The sequence below is a fragment of the Sulfitobacter sabulilitoris genome (genome assembly GCF_005887615.1).
GTDB lineage: Bacteria > Pseudomonadota > Alphaproteobacteria > Rhodobacterales > Rhodobacteraceae > Sulfitobacter_E > Sulfitobacter_E sabulilitoris.
Genome location: NZ_VANS01000001.1, coordinates 207,880 through 221,525, shown reverse-complemented (window position 1 = coordinate 221,525; position 13,646 = coordinate 207,880). Strand labels below are relative to the sequence as shown.

Below are 13,646 nucleotides of genomic sequence, written 5' to 3'. Positions count from 1 at the left end.
GCCGATCAGGGGTGTCACGACGGGCGTGTCGGGCCGCAAGATGATACCGCGCCGAAATCGAATGGCAGCCGCGTCACTGGCCCTTCGGCATCATGCCGCGCGCTTGTCCAGATTGGGGATGCTCAGATGACAGGGAGCCATTTGCAAACGCCGCCGCACGCGCGCGCCCGGCCCCGACCGCGCCGCGACGGCGACCGGGGGTCGCGTCCGGGCAAGGTTCTGTCCTCGTGGGTAAGGCGATACCGCGCCGGGGCGATCATCGCGCTCGACGGCGAGGAATTGCGGACCGCCTTCGTTGTCCTGTCGGGCTGGCTGGCCGTGTCCAAGCTGACACGCGACGGACAGAAACAGATCATCGATTTCGCCCTGCCCGGCGACTTCCTGAACCCGACTTCGGCGGACAACGCCACGGTCGCGGTCCAGATCGAGGCGGTGAGCCCGGCCATAGTCTCTGTCATGCCGGTGACGGTGTGGCATCGCCTGCTGGACAAGTTCGACGACCTGCGCGCCCTTGACGCGCGGTGCAGGGCGGGGGTGCAATCGCGCTGGTCCGAGCGGATGCTGCGGTTGGGCAAGGGCCGCGCCGAGACCCGCATCGCATATGCGCTGATCGAACTCTACGTGCGCCTCGACGCGATCGGAGAGGTGAGCGATGGCGCATTCCACCTTCCGCTGACGCAGGTGCACATGGGCGATTTCGCGGGGCTTTCGTCGGTCCATGTCTGCCGCACGATGCAGCGCCTCAGCCGGCAGGGCGTCATTCGCGTACGCGATCACATGGACATCGCGATCCTCGACATGGACAGCCTGTCGACCATCGCCGGGATCGACCCGGCCACGCTCGCGGACCAGATCGTGGCGATGCCATAAGCGCGGGCGGCAGGCTGCGGGGGGGCGCCGCACGCCCCGCGATCATGCCGATGCCGCGACGCGCCTAGCCGCGCCGCGGGGTCGCCGGCGTCATCGAAATCCGCGTGCCCGCATGCCCCTGCAACACGTCGAAGGCGCTTTCGAGCCTGCCGATGCCCGCCCACCGACCCTCCACACGCGCGAATTGACAGGCGGCCGCGACCTTGGGGCCCATCGACCCTTGGGGCAGGTCCAGCGCGGCGGCCTCGTCGGGTGTCATCGCCTCGATCCGGGTCGCGCGGTCGGTGCCGAAATCACGTTCGACGCCGTCGACATCCGTCAGCAGCAACATACCGTCCGCCCCGAGCATATCGGCCAAGAGCGCGCTGGCGGCGTCCTTGTCGATCACCGCCTCGATGCCCGTCAACGCGCCGCCGGGCCGCGCCACCACCGGAATGCCGCCGCCCCCGGCGCAGATCACGATCGTGCCATGCACCAAAAGCTGGCGGATCACCTTGAGATCGGGAATGTCCAACGGCGCAGGCGAGGGAACCACGCGCCGCCAGTGGTCGCCATCGCGCGCGATGCTCCAACCGTGGCGGCCGGCCAGCGCCTCGGCCCTTTCGCGGTCATAGACCGGGCCCACGAATTTTGTCGGGGTTGCGAACGCCGGGTCGCCGGGGTCCACACGGACCTGCGTCAGCAGGGTCGCCACCGTTCGGTCATGACCCAGCGCGTTTTCCAGCTCCTGTTCGATCAGGTAGCCGATCATGCCCTCGGTCTCCGCGCCCATGACATCCAGCGGGTAGACCTCTTCGGGGCCATGCGACAGCGCCTGGAGCGCAAGCAGCCCGACCTGCGGGCCGTTGCCGTGGGTGATCACGAGGTCATGACCCGCGCGCACGATTCGGGCCAGCGCACCGGCGGCCAGGCGCGCGTTGCGGCGTTGGTTGTCCGCCGTCAGGGCCTGCCCGCGGCGCAGCAGCGCATTTCCACCCAGGGCCGCGACCACCAGCATCGCTTACGGCCCCAGCGATGCGACCAGCACCGCCTTGATCGCGTGCAGCCGGTTCTCGGCCTGGTCGAAGACGATCGAGGCATCGCTTTCGAACACCTCGTCCGTCACCTCCATCGCGGACAGGCCAAAGTCGCGTTGTATCCGGGCCCCGATTTCGGTTTCGGCGGTGTGAAAGGCGGGCAGGCAATGCATGAATCGGGTGCGCGGATTGCCGGTGTCGGCCATGATGTCGGCGGTGACCTGATAAGGCTTGAGCAGCTTGATCCGCGCGGCCCAGTCCTCCTCGGGCTCGCCCATCGACAGCCAGACGTCGGTATAGATGAAATCAACGCCCAAGGTCGCGTCTTCGATGCTTTCGCTGATCGTGATGCGCGCGCCGGTGTGGGACGCGATGCTGCGCGCCTCCGCCTCCACGATGGTTTCGGGCCAGCAATCGCGCGGACCGCACAGCCGCACATCCATGCCCAGCTTGGCCCCCCCGATCAAAAGGCTGTCGCCCATGTTGTTGCCCACGTCCCCCATGAAGGTGAATGCGATCTCGCGCAGCGGCTTTTCGGCGTGTTCGCGCATTGTCAGGAAATCGGCAAGCACCTGCGTGGGGTGAAATTCATCGGTCAGCCCGTTCCACACCGGCACGCGCGCATGTTCCGCCAGTTCCTCGACGACGGTCTGGCCAAAGCCGCGGTATTCGATCCCGTCGAACATCCGGCCCAGCACGCGCGCGGTGTCGCGGACGGTCTCCTTGCGGCCCAGGTGGCTGCCCGACGGGCCCAGATAGGTCACATGCGCACCCTGGTCATGCGCCGCCACCTCGAACCCCGCGCGGGTGCGTGTGCTGTCCTTCTCGAAGATCAGCGCGATGTCCTTGCCGGTCAGCACCGGCTGCTCTGTCCCGGCGTATTTCGCGGCCTTCAGATCGGCGGCCAGCGTCAGAAGAAAGCCGATTTCCTCTGGCCGGAAATCGCGCAGGCTCAGGAAATGCCGGTTCTTGAGGTTGTAGGCCATCGTGTCTTCCTTTCCAAAGGCGGTTCAGGACGCGTCGCGGATCGTCGGGCACGACATGCACCGGCTGCCGCCCCTGCCCCGGCCAAGCTCCGCGCCCGGCACTTCCAGCACCTCGATGCCGTGGGCGCGCAGGGCGGCGTTGGTGTCGTCGTTGCGGTCGTACCCGACGACCACGCCGGGCCTGAGCGCCAGCACGTTGTTGCCGTCGTTCCATTGCTCGCGGGATTCCTCGAACGGGTCGTCGCCGCCAGTGGCCACCACGTCCAGTTTCCGGACCCCCAGCGCCTTGGCCAGGACTTCGAACAGCGGGCGGTCGATGCGGCGGATGTCGAGCGGCGCGCGCCCCTCGCCGGGGTGCAGGTCATAGACGCGCATCCCCGCCGCCACCTCGGTAAAGCTGGTGACGACGGGGCCGCCGCAAAAGGTGAACACCGTGTCGAGATGCATGGCCGATCGCTCCCGCGGAAGCTGGCAGGCCAGCACGCGGGTCGCGCGCCCCTGGTCGAACAGCGCCTCGGCCAGAAGCCCCACGCCCTGCGGCGACGTGCGCTCTCCCATGCCGATCAGGACAAGGCCGCCGCCCAGGGGCATGATGTCGCCCCCCTCGACCGTGGCCAGCCCCATATCCCGCTCCGGATCGCCCCAGAGCACGTCGGCCCGCCCCGCGAACCGCGGATGGAACCGGTAGATCGCCGCCGTCAGCAGCGTCTCTGGCCGGCGCGCCTGCCAGAACATCGGGTTGAGCGTGACACCGCTGTAGATCCACGCGCTGTTGTCGCGGGTGAACAGGAAATTGGGCAAGGGCTGCAGCACAAAGCCCAACGGCCCCAGGTAGGATCCGAACATGCCCGACGGCTCGAACGGCAGATCGTTCACGGTCAGGCCGCCGATCAGACGCTCCGACAGCGCGGCGCCGGTCAGCTCGTCGAGCCACGCGCGCAACTCCGCCAGCAGGCCCACGCCGATGTCGCGCGGCGTGATGCGCCGGTCCAGCAGCCAGCGGCGCGCCTCGGGAATATCGAGGACCTGCGCCAGCAACACGCCCGTGTCCAACACCTCCACCCCTTCCGCGCGCATGACCTGCGCAAAGGCATCGTGGTCGCGGCGGGCCTGCTTGACCCAGAAGACGTCGTCGAACAACAGGCTATCGCAATTCGCCGGTGTCAGCCGCCGATGCGCAAGACCGGGCCTGCACACGATCACCTGCCGCAGCCGCCCGGTTTCCGAATGGACCCCCAGATCGAGATCAGTCATGCCGCCCCCCCGGTGCCGAACCACGCCGCAAGCCCCAATGCTCCAATGATGAACCCGGTCAGGATCGCCAGCAGCGGCCAGATGAACACGATCCAGCGGTCATAGGGCACTCGCCCGATGGTCAGCCCACCGATCACCACCGCAAAGGTCGGATTGACCAGGTTCACCAGACCGTTCGCCGACTGGTAGGCGGTGACCACCAGATCGCGGCCCACGCCCGCGAAATCGGCCAGGGGTGCCAGGATCGGCATGGTCAGCACGGCCAGCCCCGACGAGGACGGCACGAGAAAGCTCATCCCCGCCTCGATCGCGAAAATCGTGACAATGAACGCGGCATCCGAGACATCGCCCAGGATTTGCGCCGAGGCATTCAGGATCGTGTCGGCGATCAGGCCGTTTTCCATGATCACGACGATGCCGCGCGCCAGCCCGATCACCAGCGCCACGCCCAGAAGATCGCGCGCGCCGTGCACAAAGGCGTCGGTCAGGCGCTTTTCGCCAAGCCGCCCGATCAATCCGACCGCGATCGCCGCCGCCAGGAACAACGCGCCCATGCGGGCCATCCACCAGCCCTGGCTCGAGACGCCCCAGATCATCACCGCAAAGGTGGCGGCGAAGACGACCAGGATCGTCTTTTGCGCGCCGGTCAGCCCGCGCAAAGCCCTGCCGCCGTCCCCGTCCTCGTCATCATCCTCCAGCAAGTGCCGCCTGTGCGCGGCCCATTGTCCGCTGACAACCGACCGGGCGTTGTCCGCCTTTACCCGCCGGGCATAAAGCGTCACGTAAGCGATGCAGATCGCCAGCCCGCCGATCAGCAGCCCCAGCCGCAAGGCCATGCCGACGGTAAATGCGATGGAGGCCGCGTTGGAGGCGATGATCGTGGCAAAGGGGTTGATGGTCGAGCCCAGAACACCGATGCCCGCGCCGATCAGGATGACGGCGACGCCGGTGACCGCGTCGCAGCCCGCGCGCAGCACCACCGGCAACAGAACGGCATAGAAGGCCAGCGTTTCCTCGGCCATGCCATAGGTCGTGCCGCCCAGCGCGAACAGCGTCATCAGGATCGGGATCATCCAGATCTCGTGCCCCGCCATCGACCGCATCGCGGCGCCAATACCCGCGTCTATGGACCCGGTGGCGTTCACCACGCCCAGAAACCCGCCCAGAAACAGCACGAACAGCGCCACGTCGATGGCGTTGGCCTTGTAGCTGTCGGGATCGTAGAACCCGGCGATGGGCGCAAGCAGCACATCGGCGGGCCGCTGGGGGGTCGCCTCCACGCCGCGAAAGGTGCCCGGAACGGCGACCTCGCACCCGACATCGGCGTTCAGCACACGGTCATATTGTCCCGCCGGTATGATCCAGGTCAATGCGGCGACGAAAATTATCAGCAAAAACAGAATGGTATAAGCCGTCGGAAATCGCGACCGGGGGTCTGGCTCCGTGCTGTCCGTGGGGCCCGCCTTGCCGGTCATGGCGCTCTCTCTGCGTGAGGGGTTTCGGGGACTTGATGTTTGGAATGGTGGCGGGTCGCGCGCCCGGGCGCATTGATCGGGGTTAAACGCCCTGGCGGCCCGCGGCGGGCGCAGCAGGCGAGACGCGCATCGCCTTGTGATGTCGATCAAGAGCCGGCCGCCGAAATCACGTCACAGTTGAACGCTGGAGGGATCGCCATGGCACGGAGCGGCGCGGATATCGGGCATATCGTCTCGATCGAGGGGGGCATCGCGGATGTCAGGTTCGAGGATGCCCTGCCCTCGATCTCGACGCGGCTGGTGACGGTGACGCAGCCGGAAATCACGATCGAGGTCGCCAGCCTGCCCGAGGACCACATCGCGCGCGGGCTGGTGATGAACCCCACGCCGGATCTGCGCCTGGGTCTGGCCGTCCGCAACACCCACGGCCCCATCACCGTGCCAGTGGGCGATGCCACCCTGGGCCGGATGTTCAACCTGTTCGGCGACACGATCGACGGCGGTCCGCAGCTCGACGGGGTACGGCGCAGGCCGATCCTGCACGATCCCGTCCCGCTGAGCCGCAGGCGGCTGGAGGGCACCGTGTTCGAGACCGGGATCAAGGCCATCGACCTGCTGAGCCCGCTGGAACGCGGCGGCAAGGCGGGCCTGTTCGGTGGGGCCGGCGTGGGCAAGACCGTGCTGATCACCGAGATGATTCACAACATGGTGGCGGAATACGAAGGCGTGAGCCTGTTTTGCGGTATCGGCGAGCGCTGCCGCGAGGCGGAGGAGTTGTACCGCGAGATGCGCGAGGCGGGCGTGGCCGACAACACCGTGATGGTGTTCGGGCAGATGAACGAAAGCCCCGGCGTGCGGTTCCGGGTGGGTCATGCCGCGCTGACCATGGCCGAATTCTTTCGTGACGACAGGCGCCGCGACGTTCTGGTGCTGATCGACAACATCTTTCGCTTCGTTCAGGCCGGGGCCGAAGTGTCGGGGCTTTTGGGGCGGATCCCGTCGCGTGTCGGCTACCAACCCACGCTGGGCACCGAGCTTGCCGATCTCGAAGAGCGGATCTGCTCGACCGAGCGCGGCTCCATGACCTCGATCCAGGCGGTTTACGTGCCCGCCGACGATTTCACCGACCCCGCGGCCACCCACACCTTCGCACATCTTTCGGCCTCGCTCGTGTTGTCGCGCAAACGGGCGTCGGAGGGGCTTTATCCCGCCATCGACCCGCTCAAGTCCTTCTCCAAGATGCTGACGCCGGGCACGGTCAGCACACGGCACTTCCGGGTGGCCCGCGCCGTGCGCAACACCCTGGCCGAATATGACGACCTCAAGGACATCATCGCGATGCTCGGGTTCGAGGAGTTGTCGGAAAAGGACCGCGCGACCGTCCGCCAGGCCCGTCAGCTTGAACGCTTTCTCACGCAGCCGTTCTTCTCCACCGCCGAGATGACCGGAACGGCGGGCTGCTTCGTGCCGCTCGAGGACACGCTGCGCAGTTGCGAGCGCATCCTGTCGGGAGAGTTCGCGGCACTCGACGAGGGCCGGTTCTACATGATCGGCACCGTGGACGACCTGGACAGGCAAGAGGCGCAGGGCAATGCGGCTTAGGGTCATCACCCCCTCGGGCACATGCGTCGACCGGTCGGTCCGGCGGATTCGGGCCGAAGCGCCGGACGGACATTTCGGGATGCTGCCGCATCACATCGATTTCGTCACGCAACTGGTGCCCGGCGTGCTGGTCTATGAAACCCCCGATGGGGTGGAGCGGTACGTGGCGGTCAATTCGGGCACGCTGGTGAAATGCGCGCAGGAGGTGACGGTCGCGGTGCGCGGCGCGCTGACGGGCGATCACCTGGCGGAGCTGCGCACCCGCGTCGATACCGAATTCCGCCGTCAGGACGAGGCGGAGCGCGAGGCGCGTTCGGCGCTGGCGCGCATAGAGGCGAGCATGATGCGCCGCTTTCGTGATCTGGAGCTTGCGGGACGATGACCGGGCGCGACACCGACGAGACCGACGAGACGGACACCATCGTGCAAAAGACCCGCCGCATGGAGGCCGCGAAAAAGCGGCGTCACGACAGCGCGTGGTACGGGCTGGCGATGTTCGGAATGGTCGGATGGGCGGTCGCGGTGCCCATCGTGCTGGGCGCCGCGCTTGGTCATTGGATCGACTGGCGCTGGCCGGGAGAGACGTCGTGGACGCTGATCCTGATCCTCGCCGGCGTCGTGCTGGGATGCCTGAACGCCTGGTACTGGATCCAACGGGAGAGCCGGGATGACTGATGTTGCATCCTCCCTGCCGATGCTGATGGTCTTTCTGGGGCTGGTGACGCTGTTGTCGGCGCCGTTGCGGGCCTTTCTGGGTCGCCTGTCGCTGCCGGGCATGGTGGGCTTCATCCTTCTGGGGGTCGCATTGTCGGTGCTCGACGCCGAAACCGGTGTCCTGACCCCGCGGCTTCAAGAAGAGATCGTCATACTGGCGCAATTCGGCATCGTCGCATTGCTGTTCCGGGTCGGGCTGGAAAGCGATCTGGACCAGCTTGCCCGGCAGCTTCGCCGGGCCGCCATGATCTGGGTGCCCGACATGCTGGTGCCCGCGATGCTTGTCTTCATGCTGATCCTGGCCTGGCCCGGCCTGGGCCTGATCCCCGCCCTTGTGGCCGGTATCGCCGCGAGCGCGACAAGCGTCGGCGTCGGGGTCGCGGCCTGGGAAGACGCCGGCAGGCTCGATACCGAGGACGGCGCGCTGCTGCTCGATGTGGCCGAGCTTGACGATCTGTCGGCGGTTGTCGTGCTGGGCGTGGTCGTGGCGGTTCTGCCGGCGCTGCACGACGGCACCCAAGGCGATCTGGTCGGCGAGGTGGCATGGGCCGGCGGTCTGCAACTGGCGCGGATCATCGGCTTTTGCCTGGCGTGCTACGCGTTTTCGCGGCTCGCCGAGCGGCGCCTGACCGCCGCCTTCTCGCGGCTCGACCGGCGCATCGGGCCATTCGTCTTTGCCACCGGAACGGTCTTTGTCATCGCGGCGCTGGCCGAAGCGCTTGGCCTGTCGTTCGCCATCGGCGCGCTGTTCGCGGGCCTCGCCTTCAGCCGCGATCCGGCGGAGCGGCAGATCGACCTCGCCTTTGCGTATTTCCTCGCCGTGTTCGGGCCCTTCTTTTTCGTCTCCATCGGCCTGTCGGTCCGTCTCGACGACATCCAGGCGGCGGCGGCCCTGGCGCTGGCGCTGTTTGCGGCGCTGGTGGCGGGCAAGCTGCTTGGCGCGGGCATGGCGACCTGGATCCTCACGGACAGGGCGACCGGACTGCTGATCGGCGCCAGCATGATCCCACGCGCCGAGATCTACCTGATCCTGATGCTGCACGGCCTCGCCCTGGGGGAGTGGGCGGTTCCGCCGATGCTGTATTCCGCCGCGGTTCTGGCCAGCATCGGCACCTGCATTCTGGGGCCGCTGATGGTGGGCCGCCTGAACCGCAGGGATGGTGTGGCATGACCGGTCAGATCGCATATTCACTGGCCGCCGCGCTGATCGGATCGGCCCTCGGCGCGGTCTACGTGGCCTTGCTCTGGGCGTCGGTGCGCGCGCTGGCGCGGCCCCGGCCCGTCGCGGGCTTTGCCGCGCTTGCGGCGGTGCGTGCGATCGTCGTTCTGGGGGCGCTCGGGGCGGCGCTGGCATCGGGGGCCGGGCCGGGCGCCCTGCTGTCCGCGCTGACCGGCTTCACCGCCTTGCGGATCGTCGCCACGCGCGTCCTTGGCCGCGCCGGGCACGGGGGGCCGACATGAACATAAGCCCCGACGCATGGGTCCTCTACGACTGGCAAGGCTGGCGGCTGACCGCCACGGTCGCCTTCACATGGCTGGTGATGGCGCTGCTGGTGCTGGGGTCGCGGGCGATCACCGCCCGGCTGAGCGAAGGCGAAACCGTGTCGCGCTGGCAGGTCATGCTGGAGGTCATCGTGACCATGATCCGCGACCAGATCGACGAGGTCGGAACCGAGGATCCGGCCCGCTACCTGCCGTTCATCGGAACGCTGTTTCTCTTCGTGGCAACCTGCAACCTGCTGAGCGTCGTGCCGGGCTATCAACCGCCGACAGGATCGCTGTCGACGACCGCGGCGCTTGCGATCTGCGTGCTGATCGCCGTGCCGATCTTTTCCATCGCGCGGCGCGGACTGGCCAGCTATTTGAAATCCTACGTCTCACCGACGCCGCTGATGCTGCCGTTCAACATCATCGCCGAGGCCTCGCGCACCGTGGCGCTGGCCGTTCGGTTGTATGGCAACGTGATGAGCGGCACCGTCATCGTCGGCATCCTGATCAGCATCGCGCCGTTCTTCTTTCCCGTCGTCATGCAACTGCTCGGGCTGATCACCGGCCTTGTGCAGGCCTATATCTTCGCCGTTCTGGCGATGGTCTACATCGCGTCGGCCAGCCGGCAGAAGCACGGGCGCGACCGCGACGCCGACACCGCATCCCGCACACCTCAAGGAGACTGACATGGACGCTGACACCCTGATTGCCGCGGTTTCGATCCTGACCGCCGGGCTGACCATCGCGATAGGATCGATCGGCCCGGCCCTGGCCGAGGGGCGCGCGGCCTCGCAGGCGCTTCAGGCACTGGCGCAGCAGCCCGATGCCTCGGCCACCATCACCCGCACGCTGTTCGTCAGCCTCGCGATGATCGAATCAACCGCGATCTATTGCTTCGTGGTCGCGATGATCCTCATCTTCGCCAATCCCTTCACCGATCTGGTGACCCAACCCGCAGGAGGCTGACCAGTGCAGATCGACTGGCTGACCGTCGCCGCGCAAATCGTCAATTTCCTTGCGCTTGTCTGGCTGCTGCAACGGTTCTTGTACCGACCCATCACGCAGGCGATGCAACGCCGGGAGGCGCGGATCGAACAGCGGTTGTCGGAGGCCAGGGCCGCCCGCGCCGAGGCGGAGGAGGATGCGCGGGCGTTGCAGGATCAGAAAGACGCGCTCGACGCATCGAAAGAGCAGATCCTCGACGACGCGCGCCAGCATGCCGCATCCCTGCGCGAGACGCTGGAGAACGACCTGCGGGCCGAGATCCAGCAAAAACGCACCGCCTGGCACGATCACCTGCTTCAGGAACGCGAGGAATTCGCCCGCGCGCTGCGCAAGGAGGCCGGACACCGCGTCGTCGAGATCACCCGGCGCATCCTGGCCGATTATGCGCAAAGCGATCTGTCGAACCGTATCGCCGAAACCTTCCTGCGCCGGTTGCACGACCTCGACGAGGAAACGCGCGACACGCTGATCCGCGCCGCCCGCCACGCCCACGCGCCGGCGCGCATCGAAACCGGCCTCGCGCTGGATCCGTCGGCCAAGGCGCGGGTCACGCGGGCGCTGCACCAGATCCTGTCGGCACGGATAGACATCGAATACGGCGTCGCGGCGGATATTCTCATGGGCGTCCGCATGACCATCGCCGAGCAGACGATCGACTGGACGGCGGAGACATATCTCAGGCGGCTCGACACCACGCTGGACGAGGTGCTCGAGACCAGCGCGCACACCCCCGACCGCGCGGCACCGCAGGATAGGGAACACGAACCGGTATGACATCGATACACGACCTCACGCACGACCTTTTCGCCCCGCTCGACACGGCGCTGACGCAGATCGCGCCATCGGTCGAGACGGGCGAAATCGCGCGGATCCTGTCGGTCGCGAGCGGCGTGGCGCAGGTCGCGGGGTTCACCGATCTGCACGCCGACGAACTCGTGCGCTTTGCCGATGACGTGATGGGCATCGCATCGAACCTGCGGCCGGGCCGGATCGGGGTCATCGTGCTGGGCGACACCGACCGCCTGCGGCCCGGCGATCCGGTGCGTCGGACCGGTCGCGTGGTCGATGTCCCGGTCGGAGACGCCTTTTTGGGCCGGATCGTCGATGGCCTGGGGCGTCCCATCGACGGCGGCGGCCGGATCGACGCCGCCGACAGGCACCCGGTGGAACGGCCTGCCCCGCCCATCATGCACCGCGCGCCCGTCAGTGTCCCGCTGCAGACCGGCATCAAGGCGGTGGACGCCGCGATCCCCGTGGGCCGGGGGCAGCGCGAACTGATCCTCGGCGACCGGCAAACCGGGAAAACCACAATCGCCGTCGAGGCGATCCTGAACCAGCGCGACAGTGGCGTCATTTCAATCTACTGCGCGATCGGTCAACGCGCGTCCGCCGTTGCCCGCGTCCTCAAGAGCCTGCGCGACAGCGGCGCGATGGCGCGCACGATCATGGTCGTGGCGGGCGGCGACGACGCGCCGGGACTGCAATTCATCGCCCCCTATGCCGCGACCACGATGGCGGAACATTTCATGGCCCAGGGCCGCGATGCGCTGATCGTCTACGACGATTTGACCCGCCACGCGCGGGCCTACCGCGAATTGTCGCTGCTGCTGCGCCGCCCGCCGGGCCGCGAGGCCTATCCGGGCGATATCTTCTATATCCACTCGCGCCTGCTGGAACGCGCGACGCGGTTGCGCGACGAACATGGCGGCGGGTCGATCACCGCCCTGCCGATCGTCGAAACGCAGGCACAGAACATCTCGGCCTTCATCCCCACCAACCTGATCTCGATCACCGATGGCCAGATCTACCTGTCGCCCGATCTGTTCGAAAAGGGCCACCTGCCGGCGATCGACATCGGCACGTCGGTCAGCCGCGTGGGCGGCAAGGCGCAATTGCCCGCCTTTCGCAGCGTCGCCGGCAGCCTCAGGCTGATGTATTCGCAATTCGAGGAACTGGAGAGCTTTGCGCGGTTCGGCACGCAACTTGACGACGAAACCCGCCGGAAGCTGGCCCGCGGGCAGCGGGTGCGCGCGGTTCTGCGACAGGGCGAACACGACCTGCTGCCGGTGCCGGACCAGATCGCCGGGCTGCTGGCGGCGACGGCCGGGCTGTTCGACGATCTGGACCCCGAGGATGTGGCCAGCGCGGAGGCCACCGCGCAGCAGGCCGCGAGGGACAGCCTGCCCGACCTGTGCGCCGACATCGAGACGGGCAAGCCCCTGTCCGGCGACGATCGCGACCTTCTGCTGGACACGATGCGGCAGGCGCTGGACCAGCGGACCGGGGGGCGCGCGGATGGAGACGCTTGAGGGGCTGACGGACGCGCTGCGGACCACCCGCGACATCCAGTCGATCGTGCGCACGATGAAATCGTTGTCGGCGGCCAGCATCCGCCAGTACGAACAGGCCGAAGCCGCGCTTGCCGATTACGAGGGCACGATCGAAATGGGGCTGATGGCCGTGCTGCACGATCGCCGCGCACAGGGCCTTGCGCTGCCGCATCATGCGGCGGACGACGGCGGCGGCGCGGCGCTGATCGTGATCGGATCCGACCGTGGCCTGTGCGGGCGCTACAACGAGACGATCACGCGGTTCGCATTGGACCGCCTGGGCCGCGCCGGCGGGCACCACGCCGCGCGGGGCGGCGGCCTTTTGGCGGTGATCGGGGCGCGCGCCGCGGCGCGGCTGACGTCTTCGGGCCACGCACCCGACACCCTGCTGGCCCTGCCCGGCGGCGTCGGCGGGCTGACCCCGGTGGTGCAGCGGGTGATCGTCGCCATCGATCGCTGGACCCGCGAGACCGACATCTCGACCGTGCGCCTGGTGCACAACCGCCGCGACGGTCCGGCGCGCGCCGTTCCGGTGGAACGCAAGCTGCTGCCGCTTGCCGCCGGTACCTTGCACGAGGTGATGCACAGGCCGTGGCCGGGGCGCGGATTGCCCTGCTATCGCATGGCGCCGGCCGCGCTGGTGTCCTGGTTGGTCCAGCAACGGCTTTTCGTGCTGATTTATCGCGCCCTTGCCGAGGCTTTGGCCAGCGAACACGCCACCCGGCTTGCCGCGATGCAGACCGCCGAGCGCAACATACAGGAGCGGCGCGATGATCTGACGTCGGCCTATCGTCGCAAGCGGCAGGAAACGATCACCCGCGAACTGATGGATGTGATCTCGGGTTTCGAAGCGGTCAGTACGCAGGACTGACGACCGGCGCGCGCCACACGGCGGCGCGGATGACA

General features: G+C 67.6%; 15 protein-coding genes. 11 read left to right on the top strand and 4 right to left on the bottom strand.

Translation table 11 applies throughout. The features are described from left to right. Window positions 1-126 precede the first annotated feature (126 nt). Window positions 127-870: a Crp/Fnr family transcriptional regulator gene (locus FDT80_RS00970; RefSeq protein ID WP_170311755.1), complete on the top strand. Its 744-nt coding sequence runs from the start codon at window positions 127-129 to the stop codon at window positions 868-870. 64 nt (window positions 871-934) lie between these two features. On the opposite strand, the gene arcC is transcribed toward FDT80_RS00970, so the two are convergent. From arcC to FDT80_RS00950, 4 genes are read right to left on the bottom strand one after another with little or no spacing between them, the layout of a single operon-like run. Beyond that, entirely contained in the window at window positions 935-1,867 is a 933-nt protein-coding gene (gene arcC / locus FDT80_RS00965; RefSeq protein WP_138660374.1) for a carbamate kinase, read from the bottom strand. Between the two features lie 3 nt (window positions 1,868-1,870). Continuing rightward, window positions 1,871-2,872, bottom strand: a complete 1,002-nt coding sequence (gene argF / locus FDT80_RS00960) for an ornithine carbamoyltransferase (protein WP_138660373.1) — start codon at window positions 2,870-2,872, stop codon at window positions 1,871-1,873. A gap of 24 nt (window positions 2,873-2,896) precedes the next feature. Further along, a complete protein-coding gene (locus FDT80_RS00955; protein WP_138660372.1) occupies window positions 2,897-4,126 on the bottom strand; it encodes an arginine deiminase in 1,230 nt (409 codons plus the stop codon). After that, the gene (locus FDT80_RS00950; RefSeq protein ID WP_138660371.1) at window positions 4,123-5,601 is read right to left on the bottom strand and encodes a YfcC family protein; all 1,479 of its coding nucleotides are present in this window, start codon (window positions 5,599-5,601) and stop codon (window positions 4,123-4,125) included. Before FDT80_RS00950 ends, FDT80_RS00955 begins: the two co-directional genes overlap by 4 nt. A 198-nt stretch (window positions 5,602-5,799) precedes the next feature. On the opposite strand from FDT80_RS00950, the gene atpD reads away from it, so the two are divergent. Genes atpD through FDT80_RS00900 form a run of 10 tightly spaced genes read left to right on the top strand, consistent with a single transcriptional unit; the run spans window position 5,800 to window position 13,611 of the window. Next, on the top strand, window positions 5,800-7,203 hold the full coding sequence (gene atpD, locus FDT80_RS00945) for a F0F1 ATP synthase subunit beta (RefSeq protein WP_138660370.1): 1,404 nt from the start codon (window positions 5,800-5,802) through the stop codon (window positions 7,201-7,203). Continuing rightward, complete coding sequence (locus tag FDT80_RS00940; protein ID WP_138660369.1) at window positions 7,193-7,585, top strand: F0F1 ATP synthase subunit epsilon; 393 nt, start codon at window positions 7,193-7,195, stop codon at window positions 7,583-7,585. The genes atpD and FDT80_RS00940 overlap by 11 nt, the downstream gene beginning before the upstream one ends. Further along, window positions 7,582-7,878, top strand: coding sequence for an AtpZ/AtpI family protein (locus FDT80_RS00935; protein WP_138660368.1), 297 nt, complete (start codon window positions 7,582-7,584; stop codon window positions 7,876-7,878). The genes FDT80_RS00940 and FDT80_RS00935 overlap by 4 nt, the downstream gene beginning before the upstream one ends. Further along, window positions 7,871-9,088 carry a cation:proton antiporter gene (locus FDT80_RS00930; protein WP_138660367.1) on the top strand — a complete coding sequence of 406 codons (1,218 nt, stop codon included), beginning with the start codon at window positions 7,871-7,873 and terminating at the stop codon, window positions 9,086-9,088. The genes FDT80_RS00935 and FDT80_RS00930 overlap by 8 nt, the downstream gene beginning before the upstream one ends. Further along, window positions 9,085-9,378 (top strand): N-ATPase subunit AtpR, encoded by a 294-nt coding sequence (locus FDT80_RS00925; RefSeq protein WP_138660366.1) that lies wholly within the window; start codon window positions 9,085-9,087, stop codon window positions 9,376-9,378. The genes FDT80_RS00930 and FDT80_RS00925 overlap by 4 nt, the downstream gene beginning before the upstream one ends. Beyond that, window positions 9,375-10,091 (top strand): F0F1 ATP synthase subunit A, encoded by a 717-nt coding sequence (locus FDT80_RS00920; protein WP_138660365.1) that lies wholly within the window; start codon window positions 9,375-9,377, stop codon window positions 10,089-10,091. The genes FDT80_RS00925 and FDT80_RS00920 overlap by 4 nt, the downstream gene beginning before the upstream one ends. Window position 10,092: 1 nt before the next feature. Then, on the top strand, window positions 10,093-10,371 hold the full coding sequence (locus tag FDT80_RS00915) for a F0F1 ATP synthase subunit C (protein ID WP_138660364.1): 279 nt from the start codon (window positions 10,093-10,095) through the stop codon (window positions 10,369-10,371). 3 nt (window positions 10,372-10,374) lie between these two features. Next, a complete protein-coding gene (locus tag FDT80_RS00910) occupies window positions 10,375-11,184 on the top strand; it encodes a F0F1 ATP synthase subunit delta (RefSeq protein ID WP_138660363.1) in 810 nt (269 codons plus the stop codon). Further along, on the top strand, window positions 11,181-12,719 hold the full coding sequence (locus tag FDT80_RS00905; RefSeq protein WP_138660362.1) for an alternate F1F0 ATPase, F1 subunit alpha: 1,539 nt from the start codon (window positions 11,181-11,183) through the stop codon (window positions 12,717-12,719). Before FDT80_RS00910 ends, FDT80_RS00905 begins: the two co-directional genes overlap by 4 nt. Beyond that, complete coding sequence (locus FDT80_RS00900; protein WP_138660361.1) at window positions 12,706-13,611, top strand: F0F1 ATP synthase subunit gamma; 906 nt, start codon at window positions 12,706-12,708, stop codon at window positions 13,609-13,611. Before FDT80_RS00905 ends, FDT80_RS00900 begins: the two co-directional genes overlap by 14 nt. The last annotated feature ends 35 nt before the right edge of the window (window positions 13,612-13,646 follow it).

Excerpts from the sequence above, each read along its gene's own strand:
- FDT80_RS00970 (WP_170311755.1), top strand. The coding sequence starts at position 127 with ATGACAGGGAGCCATTTGCAAACGCCGCCGCACGCGCGCGCCCGGCCC.
- arcC (WP_138660374.1), bottom strand. The coding sequence starts at position 1,867 with ATGCTGGTGGTCGCGGCCCTGGGTGGAAATGCGCTGCTGCGCCGCGGG.
- argF (WP_138660373.1), bottom strand. The coding sequence starts at position 2,872 with ATGGCCTACAACCTCAAGAACCGGCATTTCCTGAGCCTGCGCGATTTC.
- FDT80_RS00955 (WP_138660372.1), bottom strand. The coding sequence starts at position 4,126 with ATGACTGATCTCGATCTGGGGGTCCATTCGGAAACCGGGCGGCTGCGG.
- FDT80_RS00950 (WP_138660371.1), bottom strand. The coding sequence starts at position 5,601 with ATGACCGGCAAGGCGGGCCCCACGGACAGCACGGAGCCAGACCCCCGG.
- atpD (WP_138660370.1), top strand. The coding sequence starts at position 5,800 with ATGGCACGGAGCGGCGCGGATATCGGGCATATCGTCTCGATCGAGGGG.
- FDT80_RS00940 (WP_138660369.1), top strand. The coding sequence starts at position 7,193 with ATGCGGCTTAGGGTCATCACCCCCTCGGGCACATGCGTCGACCGGTCG.
- FDT80_RS00935 (WP_138660368.1), top strand. The coding sequence starts at position 7,582 with ATGACCGGGCGCGACACCGACGAGACCGACGAGACGGACACCATCGTG.
- FDT80_RS00930 (WP_138660367.1), top strand. The coding sequence starts at position 7,871 with ATGACTGATGTTGCATCCTCCCTGCCGATGCTGATGGTCTTTCTGGGG.
- FDT80_RS00925 (WP_138660366.1), top strand. The coding sequence starts at position 9,085 with ATGACCGGTCAGATCGCATATTCACTGGCCGCCGCGCTGATCGGATCG.
- FDT80_RS00920 (WP_138660365.1), top strand. The coding sequence starts at position 9,375 with ATGAACATAAGCCCCGACGCATGGGTCCTCTACGACTGGCAAGGCTGG.
- FDT80_RS00915 (WP_138660364.1), top strand. The coding sequence starts at position 10,093 with ATGGACGCTGACACCCTGATTGCCGCGGTTTCGATCCTGACCGCCGGG.
- FDT80_RS00905 (WP_138660362.1), top strand. The coding sequence starts at position 11,181 with ATGACATCGATACACGACCTCACGCACGACCTTTTCGCCCCGCTCGAC.
- FDT80_RS00900 (WP_138660361.1), top strand. The coding sequence starts at position 12,706 with ATGGAGACGCTTGAGGGGCTGACGGACGCGCTGCGGACCACCCGCGAC.